Annotated in this window: 12 protein-coding genes; 11 read left to right on the top strand and 1 reads right to left on the bottom strand. The window is 64.9% G+C overall.

The window, feature by feature from the left end; translation table 11 throughout:
* Positions 1-27 precede the first annotated feature (27 nt).
* From KG104_RS04290 to KG104_RS04340, 11 genes are all read left to right on the top strand, one after another.
* Positions 28-1,329, top strand: coding sequence for an Nramp family divalent metal transporter (locus tag KG104_RS04290; protein ID WP_104055100.1), 1,302 nt, complete (start codon positions 28-30; stop codon positions 1,327-1,329).
* A 182-nt stretch (positions 1,330-1,511) separates the two neighbouring features.
* The gene (locus KG104_RS04295; RefSeq protein WP_207347390.1) at positions 1,512-2,903 is read left to right on the top strand and encodes a serine/threonine-protein kinase; all 1,392 of its coding nucleotides are present in this window, start codon (positions 1,512-1,514) and stop codon (positions 2,901-2,903) included.
* A 20-nt stretch (positions 2,904-2,923) separates the two neighbouring features.
* On the top strand, positions 2,924-3,205 hold the full coding sequence (locus tag KG104_RS04300; RefSeq protein WP_104055102.1) for a hypothetical protein: 282 nt from the start codon (positions 2,924-2,926) through the stop codon (positions 3,203-3,205).
* Positions 3,206-3,244: 39 nt separating this feature from the next.
* The gene (locus tag KG104_RS04305) at positions 3,245-3,691 is read left to right on the top strand and encodes a YchJ family protein (protein WP_104161627.1); all 447 of its coding nucleotides are present in this window, start codon (positions 3,245-3,247) and stop codon (positions 3,689-3,691) included.
* A 145-nt stretch (positions 3,692-3,836) separates the two neighbouring features.
* Positions 3,837-4,892: a zinc-dependent alcohol dehydrogenase family protein gene (locus tag KG104_RS04310; protein ID WP_104055103.1), complete on the top strand. Its 1,056-nt coding sequence runs from the start codon at positions 3,837-3,839 to the stop codon at positions 4,890-4,892.
* 129 nt (positions 4,893-5,021) lie between these two features.
* Positions 5,022-6,038, top strand: coding sequence for a zinc-binding dehydrogenase (locus KG104_RS04315; protein WP_237686979.1), 1,017 nt, complete (start codon positions 5,022-5,024; stop codon positions 6,036-6,038).
* Positions 6,039-6,214: 176 nt separating this feature from the next.
* On the top strand, positions 6,215-6,856 hold the full coding sequence (locus KG104_RS04320) for an ABC transporter permease (protein ID WP_104161628.1): 642 nt from the start codon (positions 6,215-6,217) through the stop codon (positions 6,854-6,856).
* The gene (locus KG104_RS04325; protein ID WP_237688661.1) at positions 6,849-8,081 is read left to right on the top strand and encodes an ABC transporter ATP-binding protein; all 1,233 of its coding nucleotides are present in this window, start codon (positions 6,849-6,851) and stop codon (positions 8,079-8,081) included. Before KG104_RS04320 ends, KG104_RS04325 begins: the two co-directional genes overlap by 8 nt.
* Positions 8,078-8,896 carry an ABC transporter permease gene (locus KG104_RS04330; RefSeq protein ID WP_104055105.1) on the top strand — a complete coding sequence of 273 codons (819 nt, stop codon included), beginning with the start codon at positions 8,078-8,080 and terminating at the stop codon, positions 8,894-8,896. Before KG104_RS04325 ends, KG104_RS04330 begins: the two co-directional genes overlap by 4 nt.
* Entirely contained in the window at positions 8,897-9,913 is a 1,017-nt protein-coding gene (locus KG104_RS04335; RefSeq protein ID WP_104161629.1) for a glycine betaine ABC transporter substrate-binding protein, read from the top strand.
* 63 nt (positions 9,914-9,976) lie between these two features.
* Positions 9,977-11,533 (top strand): SLC13 family permease, encoded by a 1,557-nt coding sequence (locus KG104_RS04340; RefSeq protein ID WP_207347391.1) that lies wholly within the window; start codon positions 9,977-9,979, stop codon positions 11,531-11,533.
* On the opposite strand, the gene KG104_RS04345 is transcribed toward KG104_RS04340, so the two are convergent.
* Entirely contained in the window at positions 11,530-12,465 is a 936-nt protein-coding gene (locus tag KG104_RS04345) for an alpha/beta fold hydrolase (RefSeq protein WP_207347392.1), read from the bottom strand. The two genes, KG104_RS04340 and KG104_RS04345, sit on opposite strands and share 4 nt — an antisense overlap.
* Between the last annotated feature and the right edge of the window lie 52 nt (positions 12,466-12,517).

Here is a 12,517-nt window from a genome sequence, read left to right on the forward strand (position 1 = left end):
CAAAAACTAGAGTTAGGAGTGCTGGCCATGGCCGATGAAAGCACTGTTCCCCCGTCGCGGGTCGCGCACGCGGACCGGATAGATGATGACGGCGGTGCCCCTGCCAAATGGAAGGTTGTCGGTCCCGGACTCGTGGTGGCGGCCACCGGCGTTGGCGCTGCGGACATGGTGGCTACGCTCGTCGCCGGATCCCGCTACGGGTACGGTCTGCTCTGGGCGGTCATCCTTGGTGTCATCCTGAAGATCATTCTGGTTGAAGGTGCCGGCCGCTACACCCTGGCCACGGGCAAGACGATTTTTGAAGGGTGGCGCTCACTCGGCAAATGGACCACCTGGTACTTCGGCCCCTACATCATGATCTGGGGCTTCGTCTACGGAGCCACGGCCATGTCCTCCGCCGCGCTTCCGCTGGCGGCACTGTTCCCCGCGGTTGATTTGTGGGTCTTTGCCATCCTCATGGGCCTGGCCGGTTTCGCCATGGTGTGGTTCGGGCGGTATGCGACCTTCGAAAAGATCACTGCGGCACTGGTGGGCATCATGTTCGTCACCGTGGTGGGGCTGGCCGTTATTGCCGCGCCCAACATTCCGGAAATGATGTCCGGACTTGTACCCATGATTCCCGAAGGCGGCGTGGTGTACACGCTGGCACTTGCCGGCGGCGTGGGCGGAACCATCACCCTGGCGGCCTACGGCTACTGGCTGCGGGAAAAGGGCTGGTACACGCCCAAGTGGATGCGCGTCATGCGGATCGACAACTCCATGGCGTACGTGATGACCGGCATCTTTGTGGTCGCCATGCTGATCGTCGGTGCGGAAGTTGTCCGGGCCGCAGGGATCTCCCTCAGCTCAGGCGACGAAGGCCTGCTGGATCTGTACGACGTGCTCAAGGCCGAGTACGGCGATTTTGTGGGCACCGGCTTCCTGGTGGGGTTCTGGGCCGCATCCTTCTCCTCGATCATCGGTGTCTGGAACGGCGTCTCGCTGATGTTCGCTGACTTCTGGGGCAACATGCGCGGCAAGGAATCCGGCCACGAAGACACCCGGGTGGGCGGAAAGTACTTCAAGTTCTATCTGCTCTGGCTGACCTTCCCGCCGATGCTGCTGTTCATCCTGGGCAAGCCGATCGGTCTGATCCTGGCCTACGGTGTCCTGGGTTCACTGTTCATGCCCTTCCTCGCGGTTACGCTGCTGGGGCTGCTCAACGGCCACCGCGTGCCGAAGGCCTGGGCCAACAAGCTGCACACCAACATTGCTCTGGGCATCACCGCCCTGCTGTTCATCGCGCTCGGCGTACAGCAGGTGATCGACGCCATCGTCAAGGCGTTCTGACCTTTTTCAGACAGCTGAAACCTCAGTGCAAAACTGCCCTGCCGCGGCTTTCGCGGCAGGGCAGTTTAGCGCAACGCAGACACTTCTGCGAGGGCCCCCGCAGAGGGTAAAAAAACTCGTCCCGGGCCATCCACGCCATGATTTCCCTCGGCTACGCTGGAAAGGCGAGAAGAGGTTGCAGCATGGAAAGTTTCGCAGCAGATGGCCCCCACAGGCTCATTTCAGGGCGATACCGACTCATCGAACCCATAGGCCACGGTGGCATGGCCACCGTCTATCGTGGACAGGACGAGGCTCTCGGCCGAGACATCGCCGTGAAGCTCTTCCGGGCCAGCGCCGTCGCTCCAGACGACGTTGGCCGCCAGGAAACCGAAATGCGGTTACTGGCGTCCCTCTCCCATCCGGGCCTGGTAACCCTATTCGACGCCGGCAAGGACGATGCCGGACGCGACGACGGCGAGGCCGGCGAACCGCGGGCCTTCCTTGTCATGGAGCTTGTGGACGGCCCGGACCTGCGCAAGCGGCTCCGCGACGCCGAGCCTCTGAGCCCGTCGGACGTCGCTTACATTGGGGCGGAACTTGCCGGAGCCCTGGCGTACATCCATGGGCGCGGGGTGATCCACCGGGATGTAAAGCCGGCCAACATTCTGCTTCCCCCGGCCATTTCGGGGACCCTCCCGCGGGCCAAACTCACCGATTTCGGCATAGCACGCATGTTGGACGGGGCCCGGATCACGGCCGCGAATGCCACGCTCGGCACCGCCAACTATCTGAGCCCGGAACAGGCCAGCTCCCGTGACGTGGGATTCTCCAGCGACATCTACTCTCTGGGTCTGGTGCTTCTCGAAGCGGTAACGGGCCGCATCGAGTTCGGCGGCAGCGCGGTGGAGGCAGCCATTGCCCGGCTGAGCCGTAATCCCGAGGTGCCGGATGCACTTGGAAGCTATTGGTGTTCGCTGCTCAGGTCCATGACCTCCCGCGACCCCGACCAGCGGCCAACCGCAGCGGAAGTATCGGCCGCGCTGCTCGAGTACAGGTGGTCCGGGCACGCCGAGCCGGTGGCGGAGCCGCGAAACCGGGAGACCGAATGGGAAGCGGACGACGGCGGGCCTCCCACCGCCGACGTCGTCATCCAAACCGCTGGCGAGGGAAACCAACAGGAGCAGGGGCCGGGAGGCGGGTCCGGCCGGGAAGATGAAACGATGCCGGAAACCGAGCCTGCACCGCCGGAACGGGGCGTGCTGCCGGAACGGGGCGTGCTGCCGGCGCCGGCGACCGCACGCGCCGCAGGTTCCTCAACGCCCGCTCCGCCGCGGACGCCGCCTCGGGTCGGTTCCGGCAAGAGGCAGCCGGCATCCGCGGCGGCAGCGCTGCAGGCGGTCCCGGTACGGCCGACAAAGCTGGCGCTGGCGGGACGGACCCTGCTGGGATTCGTGGCCGTGGCGGTCCTGGCAATGGCCGTGATGATGGTGGCCGACCGGTTGGGCATCTTTCCCCAGGACCAGGGTTATCCGGCAGTTCCCGGCCAGCTGGGGGAGAGCCTTCGCCAGCTGCAGGAAAGCGTCACGCCGTGAGGCGCCGGAGAACGCTTTCCGTGGCAGGGGTTCTGCTGGCCGGCACTGCATTGAGCGGCTGCGGGTTTGCCGCACTTGAACCGGGCGCTGCGGAGGAACTCCGGAAGGAGGTGGCTTCCGTAACGGAGGCAGCACATTCCGGCCGGTATCAGGAGGCACTCCGGGATCTGGACAACCTGGCCGAGCGGCTGGAGACTGCTGCCGAAGAGGGGGACGTGTCCCAGACCCGTGAGGAACGGATCAGCGCGGCCATCGACGCCGTGCGACTGAGCCTGGAAGCGGAGATCGCCCTGCAGAAATGACCTGCCCGAACGGAGGACGGCACCGGAGATAATGGGTTCATGACTTCAGCCGAGCGTGCCTCCCATTCTGTCTCCGCAGCCGACTCCGGCAGCGCACCCGCCTCTCCCGCCGCGGATGACCGGTGCCCCTGCCTGAGCGGGGAAACCTACGCCGGCTGCTGCGGGAAGTACCATTCCGGTGCACAAGACGCTCCCACCGCCGAGGCACTGATGCGTTCGCGGTACTCTGCCTTCGCCGTCGGCGACCAGCCCTATCTGTTGAAGACCTGGCACCCGTCCACCCGCCCGGCCGTTCTGGAACTCGACCGCGGACTGCAGTGGCGGCGGCTGGATATTGTGGAAACGTCCGCCGGAGGTCCGCTCGACGATCACGGGGTGGTCCGGTTCAGGGCCCATTACCGGGACGGAGCCGCCCGCGGGATCCAGGAGGAAACCAGCCGCTTTGTCCGCGCCAACGGAGTCTGGCTCTATGTGGACGGTGAATAGCCCGCAGGTCTTCCACTACCTCGCGCCCGGCTCCTAGGCTGGAACAGACCGACCAGGCGGCGCCTGCCGCCCCGTGTTCCGGAAACCGCCGGACCAGGTTGCTGTAGCGGCCTGTCAACGATCGGTCCGAGCAGACGAGGACACCATGAAAGCACTTGTCTATGAGGGTCCAGGACAAAAATCGTGGAAGGACGTTCCGAACCCGCAAATTCAGGAATCGCGCGACGCCATCGTCAAGATAGACGCCACCACCATCTGCGGCACAGATCTGCACATCCTCAAAGGCGACGTTCCGGCGGTGACGCCGGGCCGGATCCTGGGTCACGAAGGGGTGGGCACCATCACCGAAGTCGGCAGCGGCGTAAGCAACTTTAAGGTGGGAGACAAAGTCATCCTGTCCTGCGTGTCCGCCGACGGTTCCTGCACCTTCTGCCGTGACGGCCTGTACTCGCACTGCGTCGGCGAGGAGGGCAGCTCCGGCATCGGCTGGATATTCGGCCACCTGATTGACGGCACCCAGGCCGAATACGTGCGGGCTCCGTATGCCGACACGTCGCTGTACCACCTGCCGGAGGAGGTCTCCCCTGAACACGGTGTGCTGCTCAGCGACATCTTCCCCACGGGCTTTGAAATGGGAGTGCAGTACGGGCAGACGAAGCCCGGTGACGTCGTGGCCGTGATTGGTGCCGGACCGGTTGGCCTGGCCGTCATCGCCACAGCGAAGCTTTACGGGGCGGCGAAAGTCATCGCCGTGGATTTGGACGCGAACCGGGTGGAGCAGGCACACAAGTTCGGTGCCACGCACGGGGTGAATTCCGGCGATGCGGACTGGCGCGAGCAGATCATGGCCCAGACGGACGGATGGGGAGTGGACGTTGCCGTGGAGGCGGTGGGCATACCGGCCACCTTCGAGATGTGCACGAACATTGTCCGCCCCGGCGGGAACGTTGCCAACGTGGGGGTGCACGGCAAGCCTGTGAGCCTTGAGCTGGACCGGCTCTGGATCGAGAACATCAACATCAGCATGGGGCTCGTGAACACCAATACCCTGCCCATGCTCCTGAAACTGGTTGCCGAGGGAAAGCTCCCGGCCGAGGAGTTCATCAGCCACCGCTATCCGCTCGATGACATCCTCACCGCCTATGACACCTTTTCCCGTGCGGCGGAAACGGACGCACTGAAAGTGATTCTGCAGGCCTAAACAGATCCCACCAGGCCGCAGGCCGCCGTTCCCCGGCGGCCTGCGGCTTTTTGCTGCCCGCCCGGCGGAGGAAGATAATGGGGGCGGCGCTTTATATAGCCGCCGCGGTTTTCGAGAGAGGGGTTTGCCATGTCAGCCGGCACCATGCTTGCAGGACGTCTCAACGTTGAGACGAAGGAATTTGCGCTTCAGGAAGTTCCCATTCCGGAGCCCGGGCCGGGCTTTGTCCGCGTCAAAGTGGGAGCGGCCGGCGTCTGCCTCTCCGATGTTCATTTGATTCAGGGCCTGCTGCGTCCCCAGTTCCTTCAGGGCAGCGAAGTGACCCTCGGTCATGAGGTCGCGGGCACCGTGGACCTGCCCGGCCCGGGCGTGACCTCGGCGAAGCCGGGGGACCGCGTGGTCATCCAGGCCGGCTACGAGTACAACGGCGCCACCCTCACGATGGGCGTGGACTACGACGGCGGCTGGGCCGAGTACGTCGTCGTGCCGGCCGGTGTCCTGGTGCCGCTGGGAGACGACATTCCCTTTGACCAGGCCTCAATTATTCCGGATGCCGTCTCCACTCCCTGGGGCGCCATTTCCTCCACCGCCGATGTGCGTGCCGGGGAAGCCGTGGGCGTCTGGGGTATTGGCGGACTGGGCGCGCACGGCGTCCAGCTGCTGCGCCTGATTGGCGCCGCCCCCATCATTGCCGTGGACCCGATTGCCGAGGCCCGAGAACGCGCCCTGGAATTCGGTGCGGATTATGCGCTGGATCCGATGGCCGAAGACTTCCCGGACGCCATGAAAGCTGCCACCGCGGGCAAGGGGCTGGACGTGGCGCTGGACTTTGCCGGCGTGGACGCGGTGCGTGCGCAGGCCATCAAATGCCTCGGCCGGCACGGGCGGCTGGTCCTGGTGGGCCTGAGCGGCACCCCCATCACCATCGCTGACAGCACCGGATTCTCCTTTGCGCGCAAGCAGATCCTGGGTCACTACGGGTCCGAAGCCCACCACGTGCCGCAGCTGGTGAACCTCACCAGGCTGGGCCGGCTGGACTTCGCAAAATCCGTCAGCGGCCGCATTCCGCTGAGCGAAGCCGCGCAGGCGGTGAAGGCGCTGGACACCAAAGAGGGCAATCCCATCCGTCTGGTGCTGATCCCCTAAGGGAGAAGAAATAACGACGGCGCCCGCACACGAGGCCAGTGAGCCCGGCATCCGGGAAGCGCTGGCAACTGATACGTCTGCGTGGCTGTTGACGCCCTAGCCACTGCACACCGGCACAGGGCCGGTTTACGCTGGAATGAAAGCAGATCCCACCCAACCGACAAAGTGGGTTTGGCGTGACAGACTTCATTGCGCAGCGCTGGAATGACATCCTCTTTTCCAGCTGGCAGCATTTTTCGCTGGTGGTGCAGTGCCTCATTGTCGCCGCAGTCGTGGGCGTGCTGATCGCGGCTTTGGCTTATCGGCGGTCGTCCCTGCGGTCTGCGGCGGACAGCATCAGTGCCGTGGGTTTGACCATTCCGTCCTTTGCCCTCATCGGCCTCCTTATTGCCCCGCTGGGATTCGGCGTGCTTCCAGCCGTCATCGTGGTGGGCTTTTACGCCCTGCTGCCCATCCTTCGCAATGGCATTGTTGGCCTGTCCGGTGTGCCCCGGAACACGGTGGAAGCCGCCCGGGGACTGGGGATGGGACGGCTGCGGCTGTTCTTCCGGATCGAACTTCCGCTGGCGTGGCCGGTCATCCTCTCCGGCATCCGGGTCTCCGGCCAAATGGTGATGGGGATAGCGGCGGTTGCAGCCTACGCCCTTGGCCCGGGCTTGGGCGGCTTCATCTTTTCAGGCCTGTCCCGGCTGGGCGGTGCCAATTCCCTGGAATCCGTGGTGACCGGCGTCGTGGGGGTGGTGCTGCTGGCACTCATCCTGGACCTTCTGCTGGTGGGCCTCGGCCGGCTGACCATACCGAGAGGCATCCGTGTCTGAAACGAATTCTCCTTCTGCCCGGTCGTCTGCCGGAATCCTGCTCCGGGACGTGTCCAAACGGTTCCCCGGCCAGGACCGCGCGGCCGTGGACAACCTGAACATGGAGATCTCCTCCGGAGACATGGTCATGCTGGTGGGACCTTCAGGCTGCGGAAAGACCACCACGCTGAAAATGATCAACCGCCTCATTGAACCGTCCTCCGGGCAGATCCTGTTGGGCGGCCAGGACATCTCCGCCGCCGATGGAGATCAGCTGCGCCGCGGCATCGGCTACGTGATCCAGGCCGGGGGTCTTTTCCCGCACATGACAGTGGCGGCGAACATCGGCGTCGTTCCCGCCATGCTGGGGTGGGACAAGGCACGCACCGCCCGCCGGGTCGATGAACTGCTGGACCTCGTTTCCCTGGACCCGGCGCGCTACCGGAACCGGTACCCCAAGGAGCTCTCCGGCGGACAGCAGCAGCGGGTGGGAGTGGCGCGGGCACTGGCCGCGGACCCGCCGGTGCTGCTCATGGATGAACCGTTTGGCGCAGTGGATCCGATCACCCGGGAACGGCTGCAGGACGAATTGCTGCGCATCCACGCGGATCTGGAGAAAACCGTGGTGTTCGTGACCCATGATTTTGATGAGGCCCTCAAGCTGGGGGACCGCATCGCTGTTTTCGCCGAGGGCGGGCACCTGGTCCAGTACGACTCCCCGGAGAGGATCCTGGCGGAACCGGCCAATGATTTTGTGCGGCAGTTCACCGGCGCCGAAGCCGGCCTCAAACAGTTGGCCCTGGCCCGGATCAGCAGTGTCCCCGCCCTGCCGGTGGTCAGCGGAACCGCCGGAGAAGGACCGCAGAAACTCCTGGCCCGTGCCCTGGCAGCGGGCCAGCAATCAGCGGTGGTTGTTGACGAAACCCGCAGCCCCGTTGCCTGGTTCTCCGTGGCGGAACTGGAGCAGATGCAGGTGCTGCCCGCAGACCGGCAGCCGCAACTTCCCGTGGTGGGCCCCGGCGACAACCTTGCCGACGCCTTGAGCCTGGTGCTGGTGTCCAGCCGTGACGGGGTGCTCGTCACGGATGCGCAGGGGCACCTGCACGGCGTGGTTGACGCTCCGCTCATCCTGCAGACAGTGCGCACGCGGCAGTGGGTATCCAACGCCCGACAGGAACGGGAGCGGAAGCGGGCTCCCAGGGGACGCCCGGCAGCGGCGGGTTCCACGGAAGCGGGGCAGCCATGAGCACCAACAGTGCGGCAGGTGTTGTCGCCGTACCGAAACCGGCGGAACGGGAACAGCGGCTCACCGATGCCGAAGCTGCTTCAGAACTCCGGGGAAACTCCCCGCGGGGGCTCATCTGGCAGCTGGCTGGGATCATTGCGGTCCTCGGGATTCTGCTGTTCTGGCTCTCGACAGCAGACCTGAGCCAGACCGAACTGACCACCCTGGATCCGGCCACCCTTTGGGTCTACACGCTGGAACACCTGCGGTTGACGGCGCTTTCAGCCGTCATCGTGCTGCTCATCGCTCTTCCGCTGGGGGTGCTCCTCACCCGCAGGCCGCTGCGCTTTTTGACCGGGCCGGTGCTGGCCGTGGTTAACATCGGCCAGGCGGCACCGGCCATCGGGCTGGTGGTTCTGCTGGCTTTCTGGCTGGGGTTCGGTTTCCGGACGGCAGTCGTGTCTCTGGTGCTTTATGCCCTGCTGCCCGTGCTGCGCAACACCATGCTGGGTCTGGACAACGTGGATTCCCGACTGGTGGAAGCCGGGCGCGGGATGGGCATGAGCGCCGCACGGGTGCTGTTCCGGGTGGAGCTGCCCCTGGCCGTCCCGCTCATGCTGGCCGGGATCCGCACCGCCCTGGTGCTGCTGGTGGGAACCGGAGCGCTCGCCACGTTCATCAACGGAGGCGGGCTGGGCGTCCTGATTACCACCGGTGTGAACCTGAACCTGCCCAGGGTGCTGATCAGCGGTGCCGTCATGGTAGCCCTGCTGGCCCTGATGGTGGACTGGATCGGCCGTGTGGTGGAGTACGTTGCCCGCCCGAAAGGTCTTTGAATGAGTACGGCACCGCAGACACGCCGGGCACCGCGTACCCGGACTGCTGCAGCGCTCGCAGCAGCGCTCGCCGTCGTCGCCCTGTTGCTGTCAGGCTGCGGGCTGCAGCCGGCCGGTTCCTACGTCCCGCCGGTGGAGCCGGGGAGCATTGAACCGATTGAGGGTCTGCCCGAGGGGGCGTCCGTCACGGTGACCTCGAAGAACTTCACGGAGCAGCTCATTCTGGGCAAGATGAGCGTCCTGGCCGCGAAAGCTGCCGGATTCGAGGTCACGGACCTGAGCAACGTGCCGGGCAGCACCCCTGCCCGGGAACTGCTGCGCAGCGGGCAGGCGGACATCATGTGGGAATATACGGGAACTGCGTGGCTTACGTATTTGGGCGAGGAGCAGGGGATCCCCGACCAGCAGGAGCAGTGGCAGGCGGTGTACGACGCCGATATCGCCAACGGGCTGACGTGGGGAGCCCCCGCGGAGTTGAACAACACGTACGCGCTGGCGATGAGCCGGGAGCGGGCCGAAGCGCTGGGCGTCAGCAGCATCTCCGACCTGGCGGCACTGCCGGTGCAGGATCTGACCTTTTGCGTGGAGGCAGAATTCAACTCCCGGCAGGACGGGTTCACCCCGATGCTTCAGCTCTACGGATTGGACCGCGGCAGCGTGGTTCCGGAAGGGAACGTGGGCCTGTATGACACCGGCGCGATCTACGGAGCGGTGGACCAGGGGGAGTGCACGGTTGGGGAAGTCTTCGCGACGGACGGACGGATTGACGCCCTGGACTTGGTGGTGCTGGAAGATGACCGCAGCTTCTTTCCGGCCTACAACGCCGCACCGGTGATCTACACCAAGACCCTGCAGGAGTATCCGGAACTGGAAGCGGTTTTGGAACAGGTGGCCGCGAAGCTGAACGACGAAACCATGCGGTCATTGAACCGCAAAGTGGATGTCCAGGGCGAGGAACCGGAGCAGGTGGCCTATGACTGGATGGTGGCGGAGGGGTTGGTAAGTCCCGCGCAGTAGCGCAGTTTCGGTGCGGTTTTGTGACCTGGCTTTCTTTGCGTTCAACGGCAGAGCTGGGGTTGGATGAGGGGACGCCCGCCCACTCATCTGGAGGACTGCACTGTGACACTGCCCAGTACCGCACCAAGTACAGAGACTGACGAACAGACCGCGCCGGGGATGCTTGCCCCTGCCGAAGATAGACGGGTGCTGCTGCGCAAGCGCCTTGGATTGTTGATCGGTGTTGTGTTGGGGGCGGTGGTCTACCTGATCATGCCGCAGGACCTCGCGCAGCCCGCCCGCGCAACTGCAGCCGTTGCCGTCCTGATGGCGGTGTGGTGGATGACGGAGGCAATTCCGCTCGCCGCGACGGCGCTTCTTCCGCTCCTGCTGTTTCCGGCGTTGGGCGTTTCCACCATCAAGGAAACGGCGCCGCCCTACGCTGATCCCATCATTTTCTTGTTCATGGGCGGCTTTTTCCTCGCTCTGGCGCTGCAGCGCTGGAACCTTCACCGCCGCATAGCACTGGCCACCGTGCTTCTGGTGGGGACCAAACCCAAGCAGTTGATTGCCGGTTTCATGGTGGCCACGGGCTTCCTGAGCATGTGGGTGTCCAACACGGCAACAGCGGTAATGATGCTGCCCATCGGCATCTCCGTGCTGACCCTGGTGGCCAACCTGAATGAAGAGAAGAAGGCTCCCCGGAACTTCAGCATCGCGCTTATGCTTGGCATCGCCTACGCGGCGTCGATCGGGTCTCTGGGCACCATCATCGGCACACCCCCCAACGCCCTGATGGTTGGATACATGGCGGAAGCCCATGACGTGAACATCGGCTTTGGCCAGTGGATGCTGGTCGGAGTCCCGCTGGCTGTCATCTTCATGGCGCTCGCCTGGTACCTGCTGACCTGCGTGATCTTCAAACCGGAAATAACGCAGATTCCGGGCGGCAAGGAAATGATCCAGCGTGAGTACAAGCGGCTGGGCCGAATGTCCCTGGGCGAAAAGCAGGTGCTGGCCATCTTTGTCCTGGCAGCCGCATCATGGATCACGGTGCCGCTGGTTTGGCCGGATTCCAACATCGCGGACGCCGTGATCGCCATGGGCGTGGCCGTCCTGCTCTTTGTCATCCCGGCCAGCATCAAGAAAGGCGTGCCGCTGCTGGACTGGTCCAGTGCCAAGGAGCTGCCCTGGGACATCCTGATCCTCTTCGGCGGCGGACTCGCCCTGTCCGCCCGCTTCACCGCCAGCGGCCTCAGCGAATGGATCGGCACGCAGGTATCCGCGCTGGAAACACTGCCGCTGATCCTGATCGTTGTGGCGGTCGCGGCCCTGGTCCTGGGCCTGACGGAACTCACCAGCAATACAGCGACGGCGGCGACGTTCCTGCCGCTGATCGGCGGAGTGGCAATTGGCCTCGGCATCGATCCGATGCTGCTGGTCATTCCGGTGGCCATTGCGGCAACCTGTGCGTTTATGCTGCCGGTGGCCACCCCGCCCAACGCCATCGCGTTCTCCTCCGGTCACGTCCAGATCGCAGACATGGTGAAAGCCGGGATCTGGCTGAACCTCATCGCGCTGGTGCTGACCACCCTGGTGACGTTCACCCTGGCCGTCTGGGTGTTCGGGATCGTGTACTAGACGAAGAAGGCGAGAATCTCGTCCAGAACTTCCGCCGGGGCTTCCTCGGGAAGATAGTGCCCGGCGTCCACCGCCCTGCCGGTGGCGCCGGGCACTGCTTTGCCCCAGAGCGCCAGCGGTTCGAACTGCGACTCGATGACCCCGTGGGCTCCCCACAGCACGCGCAGCGGCACCTCGGGGGTGAGCCCGGCCTCGCGGTCCGCCCGGTCGTGTTCCAGGTCGATGGTGGCTGAGGCGCGGTAATCCTCGCACATGGCGTGAACCGCGCCGGGGGAGGAGAGCGCTGCCACGTAGGCTTCAAGCACCGGTGCGGGAAACGGCTCCAGTCCGGCATAGCGGCTGCCCATGATGTTCTCCACGTAGGCCCGCGGATTGGCTTCGATCAGGTCCTCGGGCAGCGGCGCCGGCTGGATCAGGAAGAACCAGTGAAAGTAGGCCTCGGCGAAGGCCCGGTCCGTAGCCGCGTACATGTCGAGGGTGGGAGCAATGTCCAGGAACATGGCCCGCGTGACACGCTCCGGAAAATCGGCCAGCATCCGGTGCCCCACGCGGGCTCCGCGGTCATGGGCACACAGGGCAAACCGGTCAAAGCCCCGAACGGCGCCAAAATGCTCCATGACCGCGACGGCATCCTTTGCCATTTCCCGTTTGCTGTACGTGGAGTGGTCGGGCTCTCCGGCCGGCTTTGAAGAGCCGCCGTAGCCGCGCAGGTCCGGTGCCACCACGGTGAAGTGCTCCGCCAGTGCGTCGGCCACCTTGTGCCACATCACATGCGTTTCCGGATGCCCGTGCAGCAGGAGCAGCGCCGGCTTGGAACTGCCGCCTCCGGTGCCCGCCGCATCGGCGCGTGAGACGCGTCCGGTAACGGTGATGCCGTTGACCTCCACGGCAAATTGTTCAAAACGGGCAAAGCCGGGCAGGCCTTCAGTCATGATGCTTTCCTCTCGTGCAGGCACGCGGGTGCGGAGCTTGCACCAGCCAACC

This window comes from Arthrobacter sunyaminii, from assembly GCF_018866305.1.
Classification (GTDB): domain Bacteria; phylum Actinomycetota; class Actinomycetes; order Actinomycetales; family Micrococcaceae; genus Arthrobacter_B; species Arthrobacter_B sunyaminii.

Bases quoted from the DNA above. Each gene is read 5' to 3' on its own strand.
- KG104_RS04290 (WP_104055100.1), top strand. From the start codon at position 28: ATGGCCGATGAAAGCACTGTTCCCCCGTCGCGGGTCGCGCACGCGGAC.
- KG104_RS04295 (WP_207347390.1), top strand. From the start codon at position 1,512: ATGGAAAGTTTCGCAGCAGATGGCCCCCACAGGCTCATTTCAGGGCGA.
- KG104_RS04305 (WP_104161627.1), top strand. From the start codon at position 3,245: ATGACTTCAGCCGAGCGTGCCTCCCATTCTGTCTCCGCAGCCGACTCC.
- KG104_RS04310 (WP_104055103.1), top strand. From the start codon at position 3,837: ATGAAAGCACTTGTCTATGAGGGTCCAGGACAAAAATCGTGGAAGGAC.
- KG104_RS04315 (WP_237686979.1), top strand. From the start codon at position 5,022: ATGTCAGCCGGCACCATGCTTGCAGGACGTCTCAACGTTGAGACGAAG.
- KG104_RS04330 (WP_104055105.1), top strand. From the start codon at position 8,078: ATGAGCACCAACAGTGCGGCAGGTGTTGTCGCCGTACCGAAACCGGCG.
- KG104_RS04335 (WP_104161629.1), top strand. From the start codon at position 8,897: ATGAGTACGGCACCGCAGACACGCCGGGCACCGCGTACCCGGACTGCT.
- KG104_RS04340 (WP_207347391.1), top strand. From the start codon at position 9,977: ATGAGGGGACGCCCGCCCACTCATCTGGAGGACTGCACTGTGACACTG.
- KG104_RS04345 (WP_207347392.1), bottom strand. From the start codon at position 12,465: ATGACTGAAGGCCTGCCCGGCTTTGCCCGTTTTGAACAATTTGCCGTG.